The 22,195-nt window shown below is 61.6% G+C and carries 27 protein-coding genes and 1 tRNA gene; 8 read left to right on the top strand and 20 right to left on the bottom strand.

Translation table 11 applies throughout. The features are described 5' to 3' along the window. Window positions 1-137 precede the first annotated feature (137 nt). Both BMZ43_RS02115 and BMZ43_RS02110 read left to right on the top strand, forming a co-directional pair. Window positions 138-626 (top strand): hypothetical protein, encoded by a 489-nt coding sequence (locus BMZ43_RS02115; protein WP_093249438.1) that lies wholly within the window; start codon window positions 138-140, stop codon window positions 624-626. A gap of 105 nt (window positions 627-731) precedes the next feature. After that, a complete protein-coding gene (locus BMZ43_RS02110) occupies window positions 732-1,352 on the top strand; it encodes a LysE family translocator (RefSeq protein ID WP_093249435.1) in 621 nt (206 codons plus the stop codon). Window positions 1,353-1,594: 242 nt separating this feature from the next. Here the strand turns inward: BMZ43_RS02110 and BMZ43_RS02105 are convergent, their stop codons facing one another. Both BMZ43_RS02105 and BMZ43_RS02100 read right to left on the bottom strand, forming a co-directional pair. After that, window positions 1,595-2,623 (bottom strand): DNA cytosine methyltransferase, encoded by a 1,029-nt coding sequence (locus BMZ43_RS02105; protein WP_093249432.1) that lies wholly within the window; start codon window positions 2,621-2,623, stop codon window positions 1,595-1,597. 144 nt (window positions 2,624-2,767) lie between these two features. Continuing rightward, window positions 2,768-4,417: an ATP-dependent nuclease gene (locus BMZ43_RS02100; protein WP_093249428.1), complete on the bottom strand. Its 1,650-nt coding sequence runs from the start codon at window positions 4,415-4,417 to the stop codon at window positions 2,768-2,770. 903 nt (window positions 4,418-5,320) lie between these two features. Here BMZ43_RS02100 and BMZ43_RS02095 point away from each other — a divergent pair. Beyond that, window positions 5,321-5,812: a hypothetical protein gene (locus tag BMZ43_RS02095; RefSeq protein ID WP_256562850.1), complete on the top strand. Its 492-nt coding sequence runs from the start codon at window positions 5,321-5,323 to the stop codon at window positions 5,810-5,812. Between the two features lie 59 nt (window positions 5,813-5,871). Here BMZ43_RS02095 and BMZ43_RS02090 read toward each other — a convergent pair whose 3' ends face one another. From BMZ43_RS02090 to mobA, 16 genes are all read right to left on the bottom strand, one after another. Then, entirely contained in the window at window positions 5,872-6,636 is a 765-nt protein-coding gene (locus BMZ43_RS02090; protein ID WP_093249426.1) for a hypothetical protein, read from the bottom strand. Window positions 6,637-7,036: 400 nt separating this feature from the next. Beyond that, the gene (locus BMZ43_RS02085) at window positions 7,037-8,827 is read right to left on the bottom strand and encodes a DUF927 domain-containing protein (RefSeq protein WP_093249422.1); all 1,791 of its coding nucleotides are present in this window, start codon (window positions 8,825-8,827) and stop codon (window positions 7,037-7,039) included. Continuing rightward, window positions 8,824-9,831: a toprim domain-containing protein gene (locus BMZ43_RS02080; protein WP_093249419.1), complete on the bottom strand. Its 1,008-nt coding sequence runs from the start codon at window positions 9,829-9,831 to the stop codon at window positions 8,824-8,826. The genes BMZ43_RS02085 and BMZ43_RS02080 overlap by 4 nt, the downstream gene beginning before the upstream one ends. Continuing rightward, a complete protein-coding gene (locus BMZ43_RS02075) occupies window positions 9,824-10,102 on the bottom strand; it encodes a hypothetical protein (protein WP_093250950.1) in 279 nt (92 codons plus the stop codon). Before BMZ43_RS02075 ends, BMZ43_RS02080 begins: the two co-directional genes overlap by 8 nt. Next, window positions 10,095-10,352, bottom strand: a complete 258-nt coding sequence (locus tag BMZ43_RS02070) for a hypothetical protein (protein ID WP_093249415.1) — start codon at window positions 10,350-10,352, stop codon at window positions 10,095-10,097. Before BMZ43_RS02070 ends, BMZ43_RS02075 begins: the two co-directional genes overlap by 8 nt. Further along, window positions 10,345-10,611, bottom strand: a complete 267-nt coding sequence (locus tag BMZ43_RS02065; protein ID WP_093249411.1) for a hypothetical protein — start codon at window positions 10,609-10,611, stop codon at window positions 10,345-10,347. The genes BMZ43_RS02070 and BMZ43_RS02065 overlap by 8 nt, the downstream gene beginning before the upstream one ends. 518 nt (window positions 10,612-11,129) lie before the next feature. Then, window positions 11,130-11,402 carry a hypothetical protein gene (locus BMZ43_RS02060; RefSeq protein WP_093249407.1) on the bottom strand — a complete coding sequence of 91 codons (273 nt, stop codon included), beginning with the start codon at window positions 11,400-11,402 and terminating at the stop codon, window positions 11,130-11,132. 32 nt (window positions 11,403-11,434) lie between these two features. Next, complete coding sequence (locus BMZ43_RS02055; RefSeq protein ID WP_093249402.1) at window positions 11,435-11,686, bottom strand: helix-turn-helix transcriptional regulator; 252 nt, start codon at window positions 11,684-11,686, stop codon at window positions 11,435-11,437. After that, window positions 11,683-11,874 (bottom strand): helix-turn-helix transcriptional regulator, encoded by a 192-nt coding sequence (locus BMZ43_RS02050; RefSeq protein WP_093249398.1) that lies wholly within the window; start codon window positions 11,872-11,874, stop codon window positions 11,683-11,685. The genes BMZ43_RS02055 and BMZ43_RS02050 overlap by 4 nt, the downstream gene beginning before the upstream one ends. 59 nt (window positions 11,875-11,933) lie before the next feature. Continuing rightward, on the bottom strand, window positions 11,934-12,254 hold the full coding sequence (locus tag BMZ43_RS02045) for an ogr/Delta-like zinc finger family protein (protein ID WP_093249395.1): 321 nt from the start codon (window positions 12,252-12,254) through the stop codon (window positions 11,934-11,936). Between the two features lie 134 nt (window positions 12,255-12,388). Then, the gene (locus tag BMZ43_RS02040; protein ID WP_093249391.1) at window positions 12,389-12,601 is read right to left on the bottom strand and encodes a helix-turn-helix domain-containing protein; all 213 of its coding nucleotides are present in this window, start codon (window positions 12,599-12,601) and stop codon (window positions 12,389-12,391) included. Window positions 12,602-12,694: 93 nt separating this feature from the next. After that, window positions 12,695-13,621 (bottom strand): hypothetical protein, encoded by a 927-nt coding sequence (locus BMZ43_RS02035; RefSeq protein WP_093249387.1) that lies wholly within the window; start codon window positions 13,619-13,621, stop codon window positions 12,695-12,697. Window positions 13,622-13,626: 5 nt separating this feature from the next. Then, window positions 13,627-14,862 carry a tyrosine-type recombinase/integrase gene (locus BMZ43_RS02030; protein ID WP_093249384.1) on the bottom strand — a complete coding sequence of 412 codons (1,236 nt, stop codon included), beginning with the start codon at window positions 14,860-14,862 and terminating at the stop codon, window positions 13,627-13,629. A 167-nt stretch (window positions 14,863-15,029) separates the two neighbouring features. After that, window positions 15,030-15,106: transfer RNA gene (locus tag BMZ43_RS02025), tRNA-Pro, on the bottom strand. A 76-nt stretch (window positions 15,107-15,182) separates the two neighbouring features. Continuing rightward, a complete protein-coding gene (locus BMZ43_RS02020; RefSeq protein ID WP_064308028.1) occupies window positions 15,183-15,404 on the bottom strand; it encodes a YgdI/YgdR family lipoprotein in 222 nt (73 codons plus the stop codon). Window positions 15,405-15,650: 246 nt separating this feature from the next. Next, window positions 15,651-16,232, bottom strand: coding sequence for a molybdenum cofactor guanylyltransferase MobA (mobA, locus tag BMZ43_RS02015; RefSeq protein ID WP_093249380.1), 582 nt, complete (start codon window positions 16,230-16,232; stop codon window positions 15,651-15,653). A 203-nt stretch (window positions 16,233-16,435) separates the two neighbouring features. Here mobA and BMZ43_RS02010 point away from each other — a divergent pair, with 203 nt between their 5' ends. The 5 genes from BMZ43_RS02010 (at window position 16,436) to BMZ43_RS01990 (ending at window position 20,512) form a co-directional block, all read left to right on the top strand. Continuing rightward, complete coding sequence (locus BMZ43_RS02010; protein WP_017641818.1) at window positions 16,436-16,927, top strand: hypothetical protein; 492 nt, start codon at window positions 16,436-16,438, stop codon at window positions 16,925-16,927. Window positions 16,928-17,158: 231 nt separating this feature from the next. After that, on the top strand, window positions 17,159-17,698 hold the full coding sequence (gene moaB / locus BMZ43_RS02005) for a molybdenum cofactor biosynthesis protein B (RefSeq protein WP_017641817.1): 540 nt from the start codon (window positions 17,159-17,161) through the stop codon (window positions 17,696-17,698). After that, window positions 17,695-18,891: a molybdopterin molybdotransferase MoeA gene (gene glp / locus BMZ43_RS02000; protein WP_093249377.1), complete on the top strand. Its 1,197-nt coding sequence runs from the start codon at window positions 17,695-17,697 to the stop codon at window positions 18,889-18,891. Before moaB ends, glp begins: the two co-directional genes overlap by 4 nt. Before the next feature lie 126 nt (window positions 18,892-19,017). Beyond that, window positions 19,018-19,962, top strand: a complete 945-nt coding sequence (yegS, locus tag BMZ43_RS01995) for a lipid kinase YegS (RefSeq protein ID WP_064308030.1) — start codon at window positions 19,018-19,020, stop codon at window positions 19,960-19,962. A 22-nt stretch (window positions 19,963-19,984) separates the two neighbouring features. Further along, the gene (locus BMZ43_RS01990; RefSeq protein WP_093249373.1) at window positions 19,985-20,512 is read left to right on the top strand and encodes a sterol desaturase family protein; all 528 of its coding nucleotides are present in this window, start codon (window positions 19,985-19,987) and stop codon (window positions 20,510-20,512) included. A gap of 39 nt (window positions 20,513-20,551) precedes the next feature. Here the strand turns inward: BMZ43_RS01990 and BMZ43_RS01985 are convergent, their stop codons facing one another. Together BMZ43_RS01985 and BMZ43_RS01980 are read right to left on the bottom strand one after the other, a co-directional pair. Further along, window positions 20,552-21,085: a gluconate 2-dehydrogenase subunit 3 family protein gene (locus BMZ43_RS01985; RefSeq protein WP_017641813.1), complete on the bottom strand. Its 534-nt coding sequence runs from the start codon at window positions 21,083-21,085 to the stop codon at window positions 20,552-20,554. A 172-nt stretch (window positions 21,086-21,257) separates the two neighbouring features. Beyond that, window positions 21,258-22,193: a phytoene/squalene synthase family protein gene (locus BMZ43_RS01980; RefSeq protein WP_093249369.1), complete on the bottom strand. Its 936-nt coding sequence runs from the start codon at window positions 22,191-22,193 to the stop codon at window positions 21,258-21,260. Between the last annotated feature and the right edge of the window lie 2 nt (window positions 22,194-22,195).

Genomic DNA, 22,195 nt, shown 5'->3' with positions numbered 1-22,195 from the left:
AGAAGACGTTCGTCGGCAGGACGACGGGGGCACTGGCCAAATGATATGACGTCCGTCGGCAAGCCCCTTTGGCAGGGAACCAAATACGCCGAACGCTATCAATGTGCCATCTATTCCCGACTGGCAAGGAGCGCTTCATGGACGCAGTCATCACCCAGATTTCTCAGATCACCGATTGGGAATTTCTCATCGCGCTGGAGCGCAGCCTGGAAAGTCGCGGTCGCCTCGACCTGGCGGCCAGAGAGGCCCTCGAACGCCAAGGCAATCTGCTCTCCCGTCGTTATCTGCTGCAGAAGGGCAAGCTTGGCAACGGTCCCTTCAACCCGGTGGAAAACGAGATCCTCGACGTTCTGGCCACGGCCACGGCCGCCCTGCGCCGCAGTCGTCGTCTGCCCCACAACATCGTCAAGAGCCTGCGCGCCGGAGGCCTGATCGAGGCCGTCGAGCGCAACGTCTGCCACGCCGGCGCCCTGCAATGCCGTACCGACTTCGAAGCCGACGGCATTCCCCGTGGCACCCTGGAGCGCATCGTCGATCGCCATCCTCAGGCCTTCGAACTGGAAGCCCGCCGCGCCGCCGCCCGCTACATTGCCGACCAGGAACCGGCCTTCCGCGCCGCCGGCTGAGCCTCGTCATGGCCGCCTGCGGGCGGCCTTGCGATACAGGGGCAGGCTGATCGCTGTCCTGGCGCGTGCTACCGTTGCGAGCCACACGCCGCAACGGGTCCCGCCATGCCCCTCGCCGACAGCCTGCTGGCCTTCACCCTGGCCGCCTCCCTGCTCACCCTCACCCCTGGCCTGGATACCGCCCTGATCTTGCGCACCGCCGCGGTCGAAGGCCGCGCCCAGGCCTGGCGCGCGGCCCTGGGGATCAATGCCGGCTGCCTGCTCTGGGGCGCCGCCGTGGCCTTTGGCCTGGGCGCGTTGCTGGCGGTCTCGGAACTGGCCTATACGCTGCTCAAGTATTGCGGCGCCGCCTACCTCTGCTGGCTTGGCCTCAACCTGCTGCTGCGCCCCCGTACCGCCCTCGCACCCACGACAGGCGAGGGCGGTACGGCCTCCAACTGGTTTCTCAAGGGCCTGCTCGGCAATGTCCTCAATCCCAAGATCGGCATCTTCTATGTGTCCTTCCTGCCCCAGTTCATTCCCCAGGGCCAACCCCTGATCGCCTGGACCTTCGGCCTGGTCGCCATCCATGTTCTGCTGGGCCTGCTCTGGTCCCTGACCCTGATCGGCGCCACCCGCACTCTGGGCGAGACCCTGCGCAAGGCTGCGGTGATCCGTTGGTTGGATCGGGTGACGGGCGTGGTCTTTCTGCTGTTCGCGGCGAAGCTGGCGTTGAGTCGGCGGTAGGGGGAGGGTAGTGCTGCTTTGGGGGCGCTAAAGCTGAACGGCAGAAACGACAAAGCCCGCACTGGGCGGGCTTCGAGGTGATGCTGGCGGATCATATTGGTCGAGTGACTACGTCAATACATTCGTCTCTAAGCTGCTTAGATGCTGGATTCTAGGCGGTTTGTGATCTCTGGGCATACAAGCTGGCATACACGGTGGTTTTGATCCACTGCTTGCGCGTCAGTCCTTCTAGCCTGTCTGGTTTATTCGTTCGGAGAAAAAAGTCCTACGGAGATTGCTGCAGCCATAAGCGGGGGTACAGCATTCCCAACCTGACGAGCCTTGGAATTTTTTGAGCCAAAAAAAGTGAAGGAACGTGGAAACGTCTGTAGCCGTGCAGCTTCCCGCAGGCTCAAGGCTCGGTCTTGGACAGGGTGTCCAAAACGTCCATTTGAATAGCTTATACAGCGTGTTGTTAGACCTACTGCCGGCTTGTCCCAGCTCAGCCTTCCGTACACATCTGAATGCCCTTTGTATCCCTTGTGGCATTCAAGAATCAATTCTTCAGGCCAATGTTCTCTCCCTCCACCTTCAGGAGTATTCTGAATTCTTTGCAGGTTCAAATCAGAAAGTTTTAGTGCAAAGTGATCAGGGTCCCGCTCATTGACCTGGCCATTTAATAGTGGGGGAAGTTCGAATATCCAGTCGCGTAATGTTGAGTAGGGTATTTTACTGGCGCCGTGACTTGGCGCAGGTATAGATACTTTGTTTTTTTTGGACGCTATCAGAACAAGTCTGGCACGTCTTTGAGGTACACCAAACCACTGGGCTTCTACTACCTTGGAGTCGTGGTTGTATCCAAGTCTGTCAAGAAGCCCTAAAAAATTCTTGAAAGTCTTACTGTTCGCAGCGCGACGCTGTATTCCTGGGACATTTTCCACAAAAACATATTCAGGTAGCCACGCTTCGACAAATCGACCAAACTCGTCTAGCAACGTAGATCTGGTGTCGCTAGAGGTTCTTTGCCGATTTTGTTTGGAGAACGGTTGGCAAGGAGCACACCCACAAAATAGAAGTGGATTCTCTCTTTTGCCTACAATGTGGCTAATGTCATCCGTTTTTACTTCGCGGATGTCTTTCTGTATCGTATTAGCGTCGGGAAAGTTTTGTTTAAATGTCTGAATCGCATCGTAGTCGATGTCGATAGCCATTTTTATATTGAGTCCGATATCACGGAATCCACAGCTGGTGCCGCCGCATCCAGAGAAAAAGTCGAATACGTCAACGTTCATAGCGGTCTCAGTCAATGTACTTCCGTAAAGTCCTGGAGAGCTCAACAATATCGAGGTGGTCAGGGGGGATAGTGGCCAGCTTTCTAACTTGTGTCTCAAGTATCTCAGCTGACGTGACCGTTTCGGTATCCATTAGCCCTTTTTCTAATCGGGTGAGCTTAGCATACTTTTCTTTGGATTTCTCGTTTCACATAAAGCAGTGATGGCTGTTTTTTCCATATTATTCCAGATGAAGACTTCTGGATTCTCGTCTGGAAGATAGCTTGTATGCTTGATGATGTATTCTAGAAATCCCCTTTCCAATTTCTCAAGTGCTTGCTCAGCGTTCGGGTCATCCCCGCCGTTTCGTGAGAATTCAATTGATTGAGCACCTGTGAAAGTCTTGATCTGCTCCTTGATGGCTTTTGTGTCTATTTCAGGAATGTTTTCAGGAGGCGTGATGGCCTTCTGCGGTTTTTGATCGCCGTCTAACAAAAACAATACGTTATTTACTTGGGTTTGAAAAAGGCCGGGCATGCATGTAGTGAATATTGATTTGGCACCGCCTGGATAGGGGATAATCTCAAATTGCTCCATCGCCGCTTCTCCAATCAGCCTGAGGGCCTTCCTAACAATTTCCTTGGCTAGAAGGTCTTCTACAAATATTTTCTTTTTGTTAGCAGGCGAAAGACCAAGATGGAAAAATGCTTCATTCGGCTTTACGTTTTGCTGGCAAACAACTCGCCCCGATGCCAGGTTTTGCTGCAGCAGCACTATAGCGTTGTCCGGAAGCTGATCAATTATTGATTTTGAATGAGTGCCAATGAATATTTGATGCTTTTTCTGAATGCACTGCTCGGATAAAAATTCTATGAGCTTTGACTGTGCTCCAGGATGAAGTGAGACTTCCGGTTCATCTATGACTATCAGCGTCTTATCCTTAGCCTTTAGAATCTTGTGAACCAAAATTATGACTGCAAATTCTCCGCTTCCTGCGAATGCTTCGCTATAGCTTAGATCTCTTGTTTTGATTATGGCTGTATAGGAATTGTTTTCAAACAGATCGTGCAGGATGAGTTTTATGCTGACATATTCTCGGCCTACTATGTCCGAAATTTTTCTCAATTCAATTGCACTAAGCTCAATGTTGGAGAAAATTTGCTCTTTTCGTCCTTTAAATGGTCGAAGCGTTTTAAGGTCTTCATTAACTGCTCGCTTTAGATAAACTGAGCGCTGTCTGAGAATTTTTTTCGGCTTTCGTCCGCGTAGAGCTGATACTGACTGTCCATGATAAAGAAGCTTATCAAAGGCGCTGATTTCGTTTCTGAAATCAATAACCAGCACTTCTTTTTTTATTCCTTTCCATCGGGTTCTTGTCCTTCCTGGATGTACTTTGCCATCTGCTAACTTGGGAAGCCTTGTCATACCATCTCCGACTAGTGGCCTAGACGGCTCCCAATAATCAGGTTCATCAGGCTTGGAAATTCTTGTTTGTATTACCTCCACTATGGCTTTCGAAGTCGGATCTTTGTAGCCAAATATATATCTCGGTCGTCCCCCAGTTTCGTCTATTGGATCTACGTCCGTCGAAAACCAAAAGTCGCCGAGATTCGAGTATTGTGGACAGCAGGCAAGCGCTCTTAGAACTGAGCTTTTATTTGATCCATTAGGGCCAACAATGGCTGTTATTGGAAAGCTAAAGTCGATGCGAAGGTACGGTTCTAGGTTCTTGAAGTGGGGGAATCTAATGTGCCTGACAGATGGCTCGAATTGATCGAATTCAAAAGCCGCTTGAAGACCTTTAATGTTTATCATGATTTTATGCTTAGTAAGTTTTACGTCGTACGCGTTTAAAGTTCAGCGCGCTTTTTAATTTTTTCTTCTCAATTCGTTTTTTTCTCATAGCGTCCCTTAACGGGCTTTGTGTGCCAGTTTTTATAGACCGTGTAATTTCTTGCGGTAGTTTAGATGCTTCTTCTATTAATGTGTCTACAAAGGACTTTTGAACAAGCCACATGATTTCGAGTATTAGAACGGGTGTGAGATAGAATGCGAATTGGGCTATTTGCGCGCTAAATGGGCGCTGGGAGGGATATATTGGTAGGATCAGAAGGCCAAGAGATATAACTGCTGAGAGTAGAAAGCAAGTGTATAGCGCAGCCTCCTTTTTTAGTTCTCTTAACGTTTTGAGTCGGTCAATCCTGATCTTTTTTGCTTTTACAAGGTCTCGGTAACGGAGGCCTCTTAACAGATAGACCAGTTTGGTAATTGCCGGACCACCTAGTTTTTTGAATCCCCAATACAGTCCAGCCGTCAAGGCAGGGAGATAGAGATCTTTTACGCTCGGCAGAATGTCTGCGGATCCCAACGTGTTCCAGTCCAAATCACTTTCCCTATGCTGTTGGCTTGAATTGGTAATTGTGATCCGACTCACGAATTTCTGCCACTAGGTCTGGATGGGTTACTCATGCCTCAGCTGCAGGGATCTGCAGGGTTTTTTCTGGTGCAGAGTCTAGCCTTAGGACCACAGCTGGCGCGGCCTTCAGGACAGTGCAGGGATGCAGAAAAACCGACACATTTAGCCCGCAGGCGTGGCGGGGGGACAACGGCGCGCGCTGGGGTAAGAGGCCCGCGGCGGCTGGAGACGGACGGTTGGGAACGATTCATCGAAGGTGCTATCAGATCGCCATCTTGGAACCACTTGCAGGGATAGCAGCTATGGATCGTGTCGTCGCCCAGATCTCCCAGAATCTCGACTGGGAATACCTCATCGCGCTGGAAAGCAGCCTGACCGCTCGCGGCCTCATCAACGGAAAGGTCCAGGCTGAGTTGGACCGTCATGCCCACACCCTGGCCCGGCGATACCTGCTGAAAAAAGCCAGGTTGGGCAATGGTCCCTTCTCTGCGGTAGAGGAAGAGATCCTCGATGTCCTGGCCACCGCCGTTGCGGCCCTGCGGCGCTCCCGGCAGTTGCCGCACAACATCATTAAGAGCCTGCGCGCGGGTGGATTGATCGCCGCTGTGCAGCGCAGCGTCTGCCACTCCGGCGTTCTTCAATGCCGCACCGACTTCGAAGCGGACGGCATTGCGCGGGGCACCTTTGAGGCAATCGTGAATCGTCACCCAAGCGCGTTCGACGCTGAGACGATCAATCTGGCCAGCCTGCAATCGGCTATGCCTGCACAAGCACCCCTGCAAGCGGTCAGCTGACTCGTTCACCCGGATAGCAAAAGGCCGCCTGTAGGCGGCCTGTCGCTGGCCAGGAAGAGCTAGGCGCTGTGCTGAACGCCTTTCTCTTCGAGCAGGGCGAGCAGGTTGGCCCGCTTCCGGGCGAGCATTGTGGGACTCGATGCTTCCTGGCCCGTGAGTTCGTAGGCTACGGCTGGAAGCACCTGCAGCGCCTGCTCGTGCGGATCTGCGTCAGCTGGCTCGAGTCCGGTCCCAGCCGCGTCCACCAGCGTTGCCAGCGAACGTTCGAAGCGTCCTCGGGCCGCCTGCTCGCAATCGCTGCTAGCGATCATCCCTTCACCGAGGACCGCGCGGAGGTGGCGTGCCTGCTGACGTCTGGCCAGCTGCAGCCAGGCACGGCCCTCATCGGTGGCGAACATCGCAGCGGACGCGGCGGCGAAGCGATGATCCCCGTAGAGGGCTGCCGCCTGGTCTCTGGTGTAGGCGTATCGCTTGCGCGCCTCCACTGCGTCCAGCTGCGCCAGTTGGTAGCTCGGCTCCAACTCGCTTGCCAGCTCCTCGTAGCTCTCGGCCAGCTCGCGCTTGTCCAGCTCGGCGCGCTTCACCTTCAAGATCTCCGGCCTTGGGTCGCCATCGGCAGCGCGGAATGCCGCCCGCCATTCGCTGCCGGCCGTCTCCGATTCGTGGCGGGCAGCGCTGGCCGCAGCACGGTGCTTTTCCAGTCGCTTGCCGAGGGCGATCAGCGTTTCGCGCTGGGCCAGGTAGGCGGCTTTCGCCTGGTCATGGCTGGCCAGTGCGGCGGCAACGTCTTCGGGGAGGGCGGTGGTGTGGGTTTCGGTGTTCATGGGGTGTCTCTAGTTTGGGGTTGGGGTGCTCCGGACCGACCGTGCTCGAGCACGGCCAGCCGTCGCGGTTGGGTTGGGTGGATCAAGTTAAGTGAGGAGCGTCAAGCACTTCGTGCCAGAACACCCTTGTTCGTGTCTGAAAACGCGAATCGACCGGGAACGTGGGCGCGCGGACAAAACCGCTCTGGAATGCGGGTTTACGAGTGGGAATTTGATCCCACCCTTTTTCGAGCGGGAACAGAGGGAGGAGGGAGGCTATTACTTGAACAGAGTTGTGTTCCCACATTCCCACTCTCGTAATTCAAATGGGAACGCTGCAACCCGCGTCGTTGCTGGCCTGTTCCCACGTTCCCACTGTTCCCGCTGAAAACAGTCAGCAAGGTGATATCTACTGAGAGATTCATGCTTGACTCTCTCCCTCGGCATCCAGGCGCTCGGGGTCGATGACGTAGAACCGGGCATTGCCTCCGCCTGGCGTGCGATAGCGTTTCGTGCGCCGGGAGGTGCGCGCCTCTTCATCCACCTTGGCGAGTGCATTGGCTTCCACCAGAGCGCGCAGGATCCGCTCCTTGCCGTAGCCGGCCGCCGCCTCGAGCAGCGCGGGCGCGTTGAACAGGTACAGCCGGCGATCGTCGATCAGCTCGTAGAAGCCGGCCCGATCGCGCACGGTCGAGGCAGCGTGCTCGGCGTGGATCCAGGAGAAGCGACTGTCGCCGTGCAGGGCGATGAAATCGCCGATACCGCGCAGGATCTGGCGCTCCTCGGCGTTGCCATCACCCATCCTGGCGAGCCATTCGCCGAACAGTTGGCGGCAAGCGTTGCCCGCTGCGCCGATTGGCCAGCCCAGCAGCCCGCGCTCGGCCGCCAGTTCGCCGGCCAGGGCGAGCACGGCGAAGCGATCTGCCACCCGGCCGGCCTGGGAGCTTTCCGTGCGGAAGGTGGCGCGGACCTGGCGAAAGCGCTCGAGTAAGTCTTCAGGGGTCTTGAGCAGGCTTTCCACGAACGCCGGCCCCAGGTGGCCGTAGTCCTGGCCGACGGCATCGGTCAGCCGCCGGTGGAATTCCTGGCCGGTGAGGCCGTGCACGTCGTCGAACGCCCGGAAGGGGCGAGTGCCGGCGTTCACGTCCACCATGCGCAGCTCCGCGCCGGCGTGGGCGCCGTTGCCGGCAATGGCAGCATGCTCTGACAGCGAGCGCTCGCCGCTGGACAGCGCCAGGACGCGCCAGGTCAGCTTGGCGCGGCCCTCGCGCTCGCGGGTCATGGTGCTCTTGCCCATGCCGTTGGCGATGGCGTAGGCCATCTCCTGGACGCGCTTGGGGTCGGCCCGCTTGATCTCGTCCAGGATCAGCACCGTGTCGTTGCGCGACGCCGCCTCGATCTCCACGCCGCCCTTGGACACGTCCCAGGACGCGGCAAAGGTGCCTGGGTTGCCCCAGACTGACGCCGCGAGCAGCTGCGCCAGCGACTTGCCGCTCGAGGAATCGCCGACCAGGTGGATGCCACCGCCGTTGATGCCCAGTTTGGCCAGCAGCGGCCCGGCCAGGGCGCAGCACACGGACAGGATCAGCACCGGATTGCCCAGGCAGTAGGGTGCGATCTGCGCCTGCCAGTTGGCCAGCGTGCCCTTGCTCGTGAAGAGATTCACCGCCCGGCCGGAGTCCTGATAGCGCACGTTGTCGCCACCGATTACTCGCGATGGCAGTACGAAAGCGCCGGACTCATGCCAGCCAGGCTTGGTGGTGGTGGCGATCACCCGCGCCGGGGCGTGATAGCTGGCGAGGTACGGCGCGACGTGGCGGCGCTGGTGGTACTCGATGGCCAGGCCCTGGCGCATGAGCGCCTTGAGCACCTCGTCGGCCTTGCCGGCCAGGGCTTCCATGGGCATGACCCACTCAATGCGCTTGCCGCGATAGCGGAAGCTGAGCAGGCGGCCAATGCTGCCGTCCTCGGTGTTTACCGTCTCGGCGTCGACGTGCAGCGGCGAGCAGATCCAGTAGTCGAACGGCACCGGCTTGTCTTCCGGGCCAGTGTGCTTGACGCCGTGGTACCAGGTGCCTTCGCGGAACTGTTTGCCCTCCTTGAAGACAGGGCGGTCGTAGACGGCAAAGCACGGCCGATCCAAGGTGTCGCGGTCCGGCGCCTTGGGTTCGCCGACCAGGCTCAGGCCGGATTTCGCTTCGGGCGTGCTCATGCCGGCACCTCCCAGCGTCCGCTCTGCCAGAGGTGCAGGTCGTTGAAGTCGGACAGCTCGGCCGGGCCGTCATACGGCCAGTCAGGGAAGACCACCAGGGCCTCCGCCGCGGCGGCCGCCCGGTTCGCCGCGGCGCGGCCGGGATTGCCCAGGGTGAGGCGGTCGTCGTCGCCGGCGATCACCAGTTCGACGCGCCGGCCGAAGCGCTCGCGCATGGCCAGGGCCACCGGCTTGAGGTTGCCGGCGTTGAGCGCGCACACCACCGGCGCGCCGGTGTGGTGGTGCAGGGTGGCGCCGGTGGCCCAGCCCTCGCAGATGTACAGCCGGGCGCCGTCCTCGACCTTGCCCAGCGGGCAATAGCAGCCCTGCACACGACCCCCGGCCAGAAAGCGCTTGTTGCCCTGGCCATCGATGATCTGCAGGTTGACCAGGCGTCCGTCCAGGACCAGGGGTACGGCCAGCCGGCCGTGCGAGATCTGGCGCAGTCCGAACGGTTCGACCTGCTTGGCCTGCAGGTAGGTGTGCAGCCGATCCACCGGCTTGCCATGCTGCCAGAGCAAGGCCGCCTGGCGCGCCGCAGCGGTCTGCTTGTCGTGCAGCTGCGCCTCGGCGTCGCGCTGTTGCTGCTCGAGGCGCTGGCGGGTGGCCAGGGCCTCGAGTGAGGGGTGGCTATCCCCCCTGGCGAGCGCTTCGAACAGCCCCAGGCCGAGGCGTTGATCGATCTCCCGCGCCGCGTCGCCCTGCCGGCAGCCGCGCAGGTAGGCCAGTAGCGATACCAGATCGCCGCCGTGGGCGGCGCTGTCGGCGAAGTCGTTCCACTTGCCGCTGTCCAGGGAGACGCCGAAGGAACCGGCCTGGCGGTCGCCGCGTGCGGCGTTGGGCGCGACCCATTCGCGGCCCTGGCGACTGCCTTTTGGCAGCCACTCGGGGAGCAAGGTGGTGGCGTTGGCCAGGGCGTGGAGCGCGGCCTGGCGGATCAGGTCGGGAATGCGACTCTCAGCCATGGGGCAGCTCCCCATGCAGGCCGACGGTACGCGCCGCCTTGTAGAGATCCGTGGCATCGGCCAGCAGGATGCGGACCACCTCAGCGACGTTGAGCAAGTCCTGGCTGGCGGCGTTCTTGGTGTTCATGCAGGTCAGGCTATCGACCAGGCCATAGGCAGCGGTAAGGCGCTGCTCGGCGCAGTCCACCAGGGCGGCAAAGCCTGGCGTGGTATCCACCAGCAGGACCGAGGCATAGGTCGGGTTGAGGGTCAGCGGAATGAGGTTACTCATGGCCGGCACCCGTCTGCACCATGGCCAGGAGCAGGCGCAGCAGCGACAGCGGCACCTGGCGGATGTGGAGCTGGCCGGCCTGCACGGCGGCGTGGACCTCCGCGCGCAGCTGGTCAGCGACGCCGGGTTGATGATTGAGCGCGTCGACGGCATCGAGCATGGCCTCGAGGGCAGGGCGCGACGGCGACTGGCCGGCCGGGTTGGCTAGCTCGGTCAGCAGCTGGTGGAGGGCATCGATGGAATCAGCCATGGCGCACCTCCAGGACGGCGGTGGCCACCTGGGCGACGGCGGTAGGCGTGACAGGAGAAATGGAGAGGGTGGTGTCGGTAGCAGCGGCAGCCGGCGCGCATGCGGCCTCGAGGGCGCGAGCGCGCTGCATGTGGTGGTTGTAGCGGGCGAGACGGGTGGAAAGGCTGGAGTTTGCGTGCAGGGCAGCCAAGGCCATGGCCTTATGTGCGGCGACGCGGATGCAACGGGGGGACGAATTGAGGGCGTGCGAACGCTTCATGGGTGAGGCTCCTAGAGTTGGGGAGCTGCCACGAACCGTCGCCAAACGATTTTGGGTGGCAGCCGTGCGCAGGTTGGCGAACCGGGACTCTAGGAACCCGGCAGACCTTTCGGTCTCCCGCGCACGACCGCCATAACACGGCATTGCGAGCACAAAAAAAGCGCCTGCAATGGGATGGTGGGCGCCTGTGCGCCTAGAGTAGATCGGGTCGCCAAACCCGGTCGCGGATTTTGCCGCGACGCCACGACTATAGGCTGTCTTCGGAAGGCTTGGCAAGGCTTGAGCGTGATCTACCTGTAACAGGTCTTGCAGCACCGCAGCGCCTGCCACGCGGGCCGAACGGCTGAAAACGCCCAGGGCTGTGGTAGCCTTGCCGGTGCAAATTGATTGGTTCTGAGCCCTGGCAGCGTTGGCGCGCTTGCCGGGGCTTTGTCTTTTCTGAGACATGCAAAACTCCTCTCCGCCGAGCAAGCCCGGCGGCGTATGCGTATGGATTCAGGAAGGGAAGCGGGGGTGGATCAGCAGTCGGTCAGGATGACAGGGGTGTCGGCGCTGGTCTGGTTGAAGATCAGGGCGCCGCCTGGCAGGCCATTGGCCGTGTGCTGAGCGCCGTTGGAAGCGCTGGACACGTTCAGCTCGATCTTGGCACCCACACGGCTCGGGCCGAGGCGGCGGAAGGTCTGCTCGCCAGGCTTGCGCGCCGCGTCCAGGAGGGCGCTTTCGATGCTGGCGAGGTCTTCCACGGCGAAGGTGATGGACTGGTTGTCGATGGTCAGGGTGCAGCGGTTCATGGTGGATCTCCGAGGGTAGGGGACTGCTAGGCCTAGGGAGCAGCGCTGATGAGCTTTCGCTCGGCGAGACGGTCGGCGATCCACTGATCGATTTCCGCTTCCAGCCACGCGACGCTGCTCCGGCCGATGGGGACCGGCTCCGGGAAGATGCCGGCACGAATGTCGGCATAGATCGCAGCCCGGCTTTTGCCGGTCTTGAGTTCCACCTCGCGGCGCCGCAGCAGGCGATTGCCCAGGTTGATGCGCTCGATGGGGCGGAATGCGCTCTGTGCCGGCTTGCTCATGCACGTTGCTCCCTGGCAGCGATACGGCCTTCGATCCAGGCCTGGACCTCGCCAAGGACGAAGCCTACGGGGGCGTTGCGGGCACCGCTGTCGCTGAGCTTGACCGGCTTGGGGAAGGTCGGGTCAGTCTTCATCAGGCGATGCGCCGTGGTGCGGGAAAGGCAGGTCAAGGCGAGCAGCTCGGGCATACGCACAAATCGCAGCGATTCCTGGCTGAGGCTGACGGGTTGTTTGTTGGAGTTCGCGCTCACGCTGCACCTCTCTCGACCTGGCCGGGGCAATTCGATCCGGGATCCTGCTCCAGGTCGGCCGATGCCGCTCGGCGGAGGGCGTTTGGCGCGTAGGGAAGGGTGACGTCAGGGTTTGGCTGACTGGATGGACTGAGGCGATGGGTGATCTCGTCGATACCCAGGAAGGTCGCGCCGCACACCGGATTCCGGCAGATAAGGAAAGTGCGCGACAGCAGCAGGTGTTTGCTCGTCGAGCTGCGCTTCACCAGGGACGCGCCGCAGTCAGGGCACCGGCGCCGGGGCGTGGTGTTGCGGTTGGATTTGGGAGTGTTTGTCATGGTTGGCACGCCTTGGTTTCTGGACGTGCCAAGCTTCCCTTGGACTACTGAGGAACGATATGCGGCGGACTTGTAGCAAACGCTGCTACAAGTATTTGGTAGGGCGGGAGTGGTTTGCTGGGGGATGGCGAGGATCATTCGGCACCTCCCTGACAGCGAGATTCCAGCCAGTGGGCGACGTCCTGCTCGCGATAGCGCACCAGGCGCCCGACTTTGAGGAACGGCAGGTCATGGCGGCCAGTGCTGCGCCAGGTGGCCAGCGTGCGAAGGGAGACGCCCAGCGCTTGGGCTGCGCGACGGGGCGTCCAGAGGTCAGCGCAATGCGCCGTAGGTGAGGGATGATGCATCTTCGTCTCCGTAATGCGTTCTCGATGACGGAGCGAAGAGTGCTGGGTTACGGCGCCTGACCGGCTTTTTTTCCGAATTCCGAATTCGGAAAATCAGGGGTGCAGGTGCCTGAGCGCTGCGCTCAGCGTTTTGCTGAATCCATCGCTTTTCAGTTCGTAGTTGTGCTCAGCCGCTATACGCGCAAGCTCTTTCGAGATGGTCGAGCAGTTGGGTTTATCGCCACACGAAAGCCCTCTCTTCCGATTTCCCACCTTCTCGAGTTGATCGAGCTTGTCACCCAACTCTGCAATCAGGTGGGCAGCGAAGCCAATTGTTCTGAGTAGTGGCTCCGGGCGCTTGGGCGCAGCGGTTGTGCTTGGCCGTACGTTGCTTGTCTCTCGGCGATTAGTAATGGGATAAGCCATCCACGGCGCGGGACTGTTGATGAAAGGAATATCTTCTGAGCTGTCCTCGTCTGGCGACTTGAGGAGGTTCAAGTTGCAGATGCACGGGGGCAGCTGTGGTTGGTTAGGCAGAGTTGCTGCAAGCTGCTCCAGGTCAGTGATGTGGATGAAGAAGTCATAGTGACCTTCCTTCAGGCTGATGGGCTTTCCATCTTCACCGACTCTGTAGCAGCCGCCGACGGTTATTACTCCACTATCCAGCGGATTGATTTGAACAGTAATGCCAATAGGCTGTTGATGTCCTGCCCTGCAGTTGATGGCGAAAATTTGATAATGGGTAATTGGTACAGGCCCCTCGAAATGAACTATATATTCCGATTTTTCTAGAAAAACAGGTACCGGTGACTCGACATAGCGCGCGAAGAATGGTGGCAGCTTCTTCATTCTTTCTTCGTCGTAAACGATACTGAAAACACCTAGGTCTGCGTCATCGGTTGGCCAATAGTGTGCCCGGACTATGTTGTTGGTCGCAGCCCTATCAATGGCGTCTTCGTCAAACTTTCGTCCGGTTTTATCCGATAGGTAAGCGGCGGCCTCTGAATAGTTGAGCCACTCTTTGAATTCATAAGATGACATTGAGATTATCCTTTGGCTTGAAAGTCGACCGTAACGACGTTGCCTTTTTCAAGTTTGTCCAAATGATCCGCATACCACTGCATCATCACTCGCCGCTGATCGAGGTAAATGGCCTTGTTATAAACGCCCGCAACGCCCTGCTCGGCATGAGCGAGTTGCGCCTCAACATGCTCGCGAGGAAAACCGTGCTCCCGAAGAGTCGTCGATGCGATGTGGCGGAAGCCGTGGCCTGTCTGCCTGCCCTCGTAGCCCATGCGCCGGAGGGCCATGTTGAAGGCCATGTTGCTCCGAGGCTTCTTGCGGTCGTTGCGACCTGGGAAGAGAAGGGGATAGTGCCCATTCAGCTCCTGTATTCCCTTCAGCAGCTCGAGCGCCTGGCGCGACAGGGGAACCAGGTGATCGCGACGCTTCTTCATGCGAGCCGCAGGGATGTTCCAAATCGCCGCCTCGAGATCGAACTCAGCCCATGGCGCTTCCCGTAGCTCGCTCGGCCGCACACCCGTCAGCATCAGCAGCTTCAGGCCGAGGCGGATGTCATGCGCATGGGGATAGGCGCCCATTGCTCGCAGCAGCTCGGGCAGCTCTTCCTGGGAGACGTGGGCATAGTTCTCGGCCGGCTTGGTCTGCAGGAACCTATGCAGTCCTTCGAGAGGGTTGTGGGTGGCCCGCCCGGTGACCCTGGCAAGGTCGTAGATCTCCTTGCAGAAGCGGCGCACGTTGCCCATCTGGTCAATGATGCCTTTGCGCTCCATGCCCCGCAGGAACTCCATCCACTCGATGGGCATAATCTCAGTGAAGGGGCGCGGGCCGAAGACGGGGAAAACGTGCAACTCGAGGGCGCCGATGATCCGTCGGGCGGTGCCGTCCTCCCAGCGTGGCTTGCGTGCGTCGTACCACTCACGCGCCAGCTTCTCGAAGGTGTTGGTGGCGGCCAGTGCCTCGGCGGCCTTGCGCTCGCGCTTAGTCAGCATCGGGCTCTTGCCGGTGGCTACCTCGGCTTTCAACTCGGCGGCCTTGGCGCGGGCGGCGGCACCACTCACGGCAGGGTAGGCGCCCAGGCCGAGCCAGGACCATTTGCCGTCCGGCTTCTTGTAGCGAAGCTCCCAGCTTTTCTGGCCGTTGGGTTTGACGCGGAAGTAGAGGCCGTTGCCATCCTGCTCGCGGTAGACGGCGGCTTCAGGCTCAAGGCCAGAGAGGGTTGTGTCGGAAAGGGGGCGACGCTTGATGTCTTGGCGTTTCATTCCTTGTATGCCTTTGGTTCGAATTTTCCCGAGGCATACACATTGGCATACACGGTGGGTTGGAATGACCAGAGACTACATGGAACCACCAGAAACAACAAAGCCCGCACTGGGCGGGCTTTTGAGGGCGTTTCTGGTACTGCTTGGGACTACCAGAAACAAGGCAATGGTCGGAGCGACTGGATTCGAACCAGCGACCTTCTCGTCCCGAACGAGACGCGCTACCAAGCTGCGCTACGCTCCGTAATGGATGGCGCGCATTCTACCTAAAACTCATGCAAGCACAAGGGGTTAGGTAAAAAAATCGCGCCGGGCAGGAATCAGAGCTCCTTAATGGTGCGAACCTGGTCCTTGTTGATGCGGGTCGGTTTGCCGTCGAGCTGCTTGAAGGTATAGAAACCCGAGTCGTCATCGTACTTCGGCGTGTCGGTGGCCTGGATCTCGCGGCCATCGTTGAGGGTGATGACGCTGGGCGTGGAGCAGCCGGCGAGCAGAGTGCTGGCGACGACCAACAGGGCGGCGGGGAACAGGTGCTTGTTCATATGACGGTCTCCTTTCTTGGCAACCAAGCGGCCTTAGGACCGCTGGCGCGGGGCCAAGTTCGTCCGGGAACCGGTGAGTCACACCCTCTGGCTCGATGGGTCGCTAGGTTCTGTACGAAAAGTGCCTGCGCTCGGTGATGCTTCGTTGAAAAAGGCTTCGGAATGCTCATTTACCGCTCGTAAACTCCGCTTCCTCAGCCTTTTTCGCCTCGCCTGACCTTCGCTCGTCGACTTTTCGTACAGAACCTAGGGTCGGATCGCGCTTTCCAGGGCTGTGGGATCGTTGAAGTTGGCCAGGCGGATATCGTCTTCGGCGAAATCCACCGCGGTCAGACCCAGCGGCAGCAGGGCCCCACGCGGACTGCGCTCGCCGCCTGCCCAGGCCTGGCGCAGCGCCGGCAGCAGGCGCCGGGGCAGGGCGCTGAACAGCGGTTGCCAGTAGCCGCCCTGGCGCGCCATCACCGGGCCGTCGCTCGCCTGGGCTGCGGTCAGCAGCTGCCGGGCGAGGGCGGTATCGATACGGGGCGCATCGCAGGGCAGCAGCAGCACCCAGTCATGCCGCGCCACGGCGAGGCCGGCGAGGATGCCGGCCAGGGGGCCGGGAAAGTCCGGCTGGTCATCGGCCACCAGTTGGTCGGCCCATCGAGCATAGAGCGGCGCGTTGCGGTTGCAGGAGATCACCAGGTCATCGGTCAGCGTTCGCACCGCCGCCTGTACCTTGGCCACCAGCGGCTGGCCCTGCCATTCCACCAGGCCCTTGTCGCGCCCGCCCATGCGTTGGCCGCGCCCGCCGGCAAGGATCAGGATGGAAGCGGGCAGGAGGGACATGCAAAAGACCTCGAGTGTCAGGACGTGGGAAGCGGGCGCCCATCCTAGCCCGGTTTAAGCCCTGGCTGCCGGCTCTGGCGGGGTTTGTTCGGGCAGCAGCCCTGGGCTAGACTCGGGCGTGCCCTGCAAAGGGGCGTACTAGACACCTTTGATCCTCTCCGCCTGGTGGAGGGGAGTCCCTGCCCAGAAGGAGTTTGGAAACGATGAAGACGATGCTGCTTTCCGCCCTGGCCCTGGCGGCCTTGCCCGCCTTTGGCGCGGGCGGTGGCGAACCGCCCTCGATCAAGGTCACCTTCGGCAAGCCGACCATCCGGCAGAAGCTGTTCTACGAAAAGCTCTACGAGAAGAAGCCCTATCCCGACGCCACCCTCTATTACTACAGCAATGGCGTCTACAAGATCATCTCGCCGGGCGAGGAGCACTATGGCGTCTACGTGGTGCATGGCCAACTGACCGACGATAAGTACCAGGTGGATTTCATCTCGCTGCCGTCTGCGGACTGGGGTGGCAAGACGGCCCGGCACTTCCTCACCTTCGATCGCAAGGCCGGCACCTTCACCCAGCAGGCGACCTGGGAAGAGGACCCAGATATCGCGCCGCAATATGGTCGCTTCAGCCAGGACGCCAACGACATCGCCGATCCGCGACCCATCAAGTGGGACAGCCATGCCGAGGGCGAACAGCGCCAGCGCTAGCCATGGCCGGTCGCGCCCCTGCGGGTTGAAGGGGCGTCGGCTTTTCCTCTAGGCTGTCGATATGCAGCCCGCGCGGATGTCTTCCCTGACCCTGGTGGCCGACAGCGAGCCTCCCTGCCGGAGCGCTCGCCTCCTGGCCACCCCTGGTCACCTCACCCACGGGAAACCCGCTGCCCGTCCAGCGGTCTTCCGCTGCACCCTTTCTTTCGCACTCTTCGGAAACCCAAGCAGATGAGCCATAAAGCCGAGGCGGTTTTCGTACCGCTGAACGTTGCTGTCCTCACGGTCAGTGACACCCGCACCTTCGAGACCGATACCTCGGGTCAGCTGTTCGTCGACCGCCTGCAGGCCGCCGGCCACTTCCTCGCCGACCGCGTGCTGCTCAAGGATGACCTCTACCGGATCCGCGCCCAGGTCGCCCACTGGATCGCCGAAGACCAGGTGCAGGTGGTGCTCATCACCGGTGGCACCGGCTTCACCGGTCGCGACAGCACCCCGGAAGCCGTGGCCTGCCTGCTAGACAAGCAGGTGGACGGCTTCGGCGAGCTGTTCCGCCAGATCTCCGTGGCCGACATCGGCACCTCCACCGTGCAGTCCCGTGCCCTGGCCGGTCTGGCCAACGGCACCCTGGTCTGCTGCCTGCCCGGTTCGACCAATGCCTGCCGCACCGCCTGGGACGGCATCCTCGCCGAGCAGCTGGACAACCGTCATCGCCCCTGCAACTTCGTGCCGCATCTGAAGCAGGCCGAACCCTGCGGGCCGCGCGGATGAGCCTGCTATCGCTGGAAGAGGCCCTGGCGCGGTTGCTGGCCATGGCCGCCGAAGACGGTCCCTTGCCCCAGGAGCGCGTCGCCCTGGAAGACGCCGACGGGCGCATCCTGGCCGCTCCGCTGATCGCCGACCTGGACCTGCCGCCCTGGGACAACAGTGCCATGGACGGCTATGCCTTGCGCCTGGATGACTGGCAGGGCGAGCCGCTGCGGGTTTCCCAGCGTATCTTCGCCGGCCAGGCACCGGCGCCGCTGGAGCCAGGCACCTGTGCGCGCATCTTTACCGGCGCGCCGGTGCCGGCGGGTGCCGACTGCGTGGAAATGCAGGAGAACACCGAGGTGCTGGACGACGGTCGGGTCCGTTTCGTCGAGCAACTGCGAGCGGGGCGCAACATCCGCCGCCGCGGCAACGAGGTCAAGGTGGGGGACGAGGTCCTGTCGGCTGGTACTGCCCTGGGCCCGGTGGAACTGGGCGTCGCGGCCTCCCTCGGGCGTGCCCGGCTGGACGTCTTTCGGCGCCCCAAGGTAGCGGTCCTGTCCACCGGCGATGAACTCGTGGCGCCTGGGCAGCCCCTGGGACCGGGGCAGATCTACAACAGCAATCGTGCCCTGCTCATCAGTTGGCTGCGGCGGCTGGGCTGCGAGGTCTCGGACCAGGGCATCCTACCGGACGACCTCGCCGAGACCCGCCAGCGGCTCGGCGCGCTGCAGGCCGATCTGATCCTGTCCACCGGCGGCGTCTCGGTAGGGGAGGCCGACTATCTGGGCCAGGCACTGCGCGAGGAAGGCGAGCTGACCCTGTGGAAGCTGGCGCTCAAGCCGGGCAAGCCGCTGACCTGTGGGCGTTTTCGCGGTATCCCGCTGATCGGCCTGCCGGGCAATCCCGCCTCGACCCTGGTGGCCTTTGGCCTGCTGGCGCGGCCCTATCTGCTGCGCCGGGCCGGCAAGATCGACGTGGCGCCGCTGAGCGTCGAGGTACCGGCGGGTTTCGACTGGCCGCGAGCCGGGGCGCGCCGTGAATACCAGCGCGCGCGCCTGGAGAATGGCCGGGCGGTGCCCCATCGCAACCAGGGTTCCAATGTGCTGCAAACCGCGGCCTGGGCCCATGGTCTGGTGGAGATCCGTGAGGACCGCACCTTCGCCGTCGGTGACTTGGTGCGCTTCATTCCCCTCGCGGAATTGCTCAAGGCGTAGCCAACCGATCGTCAGGACTGAACGTGGCCGTTGGGCCACAGTCCTAGTCTCCAGAATCGCACGCCGGGCTCTGCCCGGTACCTGACGCGGCATCTCGCCGCGCAGCGCCAACCTTGGACGACAGACATGACGACGACAGGCACCCTGGCTGACGCAGCCCTGGTCATTCTCAATGGCAAGGAAACCGGTAACGAGGACGTTCGAGAGGCCATTCTCGAACGGCGTGCCGCCGGTCATCGCATCGATGTGCGGGTAACCTGGGAAGAAGACGATGCGGCGCGCTTCGTCGAGCAGGCGACCCGCGAAGGCTATGGCACCCTGGTGGCGGCCGGTGGCGACGGCACCCTGCGCGCGGTGGCCGAAGCCATGGCCCAGAACCACAGCCAGGCGCGCCTCGGTCTGCTGCCGCTGGGCACCGCCAATGACTTCGCCCGCGCAGCGGGGGTGCCGGTAGAACCCGCGGCGGCCCTGGCGCTGCTGGACGGCCCGACCAGCGCCATCGACCTGGTCGCGGCGGATGGTCAACTGTTCCTCAACATGGCCACCGGTGGCTTCGGCTCCCAGGTCACCGCCAATACCCCGGGTGAACTCAAGCGCCTGCTGGGCGGGGCGGCCTATCTGCTCACCGGCCTGACCCGCTTCGCCGAGGTGCATTCGGCCCACGGCCATTTCCGCGGGCCGGGTTTCGAGTGGGAAGGTGAATTCCTCGCCCTGGGCATCGGTAATGGTCGTCAGGCGGGCGGTGGCCATGTGCTCTGTCCCACCGCCGTGGTCAACGATGGCCTGCTCGACGTGGGCATCCTGCCGGCGTCCCAGGACGTGCTCGGTACCCTTGGCGAATTCCTCAGCAAAGGCTTCAGCACCGAAGAGATGTTTATCCGCGCGCGCCTGCCCTGGGTGGAGTTGGAAGCCGCCGAAGGTCTGGACATGAATCTCGATGGCGAACCGGTCAAGCGCGACCGGGTGAGATTCGAGGTGCGTCCGGGTATCCTGCAGGTCTATCTACCAGTGGATTCGCCCCTGCTGGGCGAGACCGCCGGCTCCCTGGCCGAGCCGGTCGCGACGTCCTGAGCAGGTGGGTGCGGAGGTAACGTTGGAGCTACTGATCAATGCGGGAATCGTGCTGGCCACCGTGGCTGGCATGGAAGCCTTCGCCTGGTGGTCGCACAAGTACATCATGCACGGCTGGGGGTGGGGCTGGCATGAATCCCACCACCGCCCGCGCACGGGTTGGTTCGAGAAGAACGACCTCTATGCGGTCGTCTTCGCCGGCCTCGCCATCCTGCTGATCGCCCTGGGCAATGCCGGTTACTGGCGCCTGCAATGGATCGGCGCCGGCATGACCCTCTACGGCCTGCTGTACTTCATCGCCCACGATGGCCTGGTCCATCAGCGCTGGCCGTTCCGCTACGTGCCGCGCACCGGCTATCTGAAACGGCTCTATCAGGCGCACCGCATGCACCATGCGGTGGACGGCAAGGACGGCTGCGTGTCCTTCGGCTTCCTGCTGGCGCCAACCACCCAGCAGCTCAAACAGCAGTTGCGTGAGATACACGGCGGCGCCCTGGATTCCTCGCGTGAGCGCAAGGCCCGGGATCAGGTGCAGGAAGGCATGGACTAGGCGGGAGCGGAAGCGCCTCCTGGGAGGCGCTAACCGGGGTCAGGCGACGGCGGGGGTGTCGTCGTAGGCAGCGAACAGCGAATGGGCGTACTGGCTGCGCTCGCTCTCGTTGCGCAGCAGATCGATAAATTCCTTGGCCGGCGGATTCAGGGTCCCCGCTTCGGCGGCGGTGACCACCTGGGCCTGCTCGCCAGCCGCTAGGTCGGCGAAACCGGCACCCAGTCGCTCGGTGCAATAGCTATCCACCACGGCCAGACCGTCACGCAGCAGGTCGCGCAGATTGGCGCCCTGCTGGACCTGCGCCTGTTCGTCGAAGGGATCGACGATGTTGGAGCGGTCGCCATGGGCGTAGGGGGTGAGCATATGGCGATCGATGAATTCGGGCAGGCGAGCATCGGCCTGCTGGCTGTCGGCCTGCAGATGAGCGCACAGGGCGACCAGGGTACGCCACTGGGTGGCGTTGAAGAATTCTGGCTTGTAACCGGACTGCGCGTTAGCGGAAAGGCCAAGGGCAAGTAGTGACGAGGAGGCAGCGAAGCGATCGTGTGAAACAGCCGTTTCCGTCTTGTGCATGTGCAAATCCCATACTCGTAGGCTGACTACCGGATGCAGCGCTCTGGCTCAGGCATCCATCCATCCGCGGCCCGCGAGGGGTCGCTTTAATCCGACCCGTTTATCGCATAAAAGTTTGCTGTTGGGCATCCCCGAGATGCACGCAAATGTGACCGAAGCGTAATCGCTGGCGTCAGCGGCGCGGTCGGGTCCAGAGCATGGCCGGGCGCGGCTCGTCGCGCTGGTGCCGGGAAAGCATGGCGCGCGCGGCGCCGCGGCAGACCAGGCGCAGCTTGTCGGCGGTGCTGGTGCTGACGCGTTGGTCCCAGGCATGGGCGCCCAGGTGCAGCACCTGCACGCCGATCTCGCGATAGACGCCCCGCGCGGTGGCGATGGCCCAGGCCGAGCGCAGGGGCAGGGCGGCGAGGCCCTGGCGCGCCGAGTCGTAGTAGGGCTCGGCCAGGCGTACCAACCGCTCGGCCAATTGGGCGACCGTCGCGCGATGGCGGGAGTCGGCCAGCTCTTCGGCCGGTACGCCGAGCTCGTCGAGCCACAACCGTGGCAGGTAGATGCGGCCGATGCGGGCGTCCTCGACGATGTCGCGGGCGATGTTGGTGAGCTGGAAGGCCATGCCCAGGTCACAGGCGCGATCCAGGGTCTCCTCGTCTTCGGCGCCCATGATGCGTGCCATCATCACTCCGACCACACCGGCGACGTGGTAGCAGTACTCCAGGGTGTCTTCCAGCTCCACATAGACGCGCTCCTCGACGTCCATGCGAAAACCGGCCAGGTGGTCCAGCGGCAGGGCCAGGGGGATTCCGTGGCGCTTGACCACCCGCTGGAAGGCGGCGAAGGCCGGATCCTGCAGGAGCTCATCGCCATAGGCGGCGCGGGTCAGCCGTTCCAGCTCGACCAGGCGTTCCCGACCGCCACGGCGGTCGCCCTCGACCTGGCCGTGGCCCAGCTCCTGGCCGTCGATGACATCGTCGCAATGGCGGCACCAGGCATAGAGCAGCACGGCGCTCTCGCGGGTCTCGGGTGCGAACAGCTTGGCGGCCGCGGCAAAGCTCTTGGAGCCGACGGCGATGCTCTGCTCGGCGTGGTCGACGACGTCATGGGTGGCAGTCATGG

It is taken from the genome of Pseudomonas sp. Snoq117.2 (assembly GCF_900110545.1).
GTDB classification, from domain to species: domain Bacteria; phylum Pseudomonadota; class Gammaproteobacteria; order Pseudomonadales; family Pseudomonadaceae; genus Chryseomonas; species Chryseomonas benzopyrenica.
Note: the sequence above shows the minus strand (reverse complement) of the source record. Positions and strands in the feature narration are given on the sequence as shown.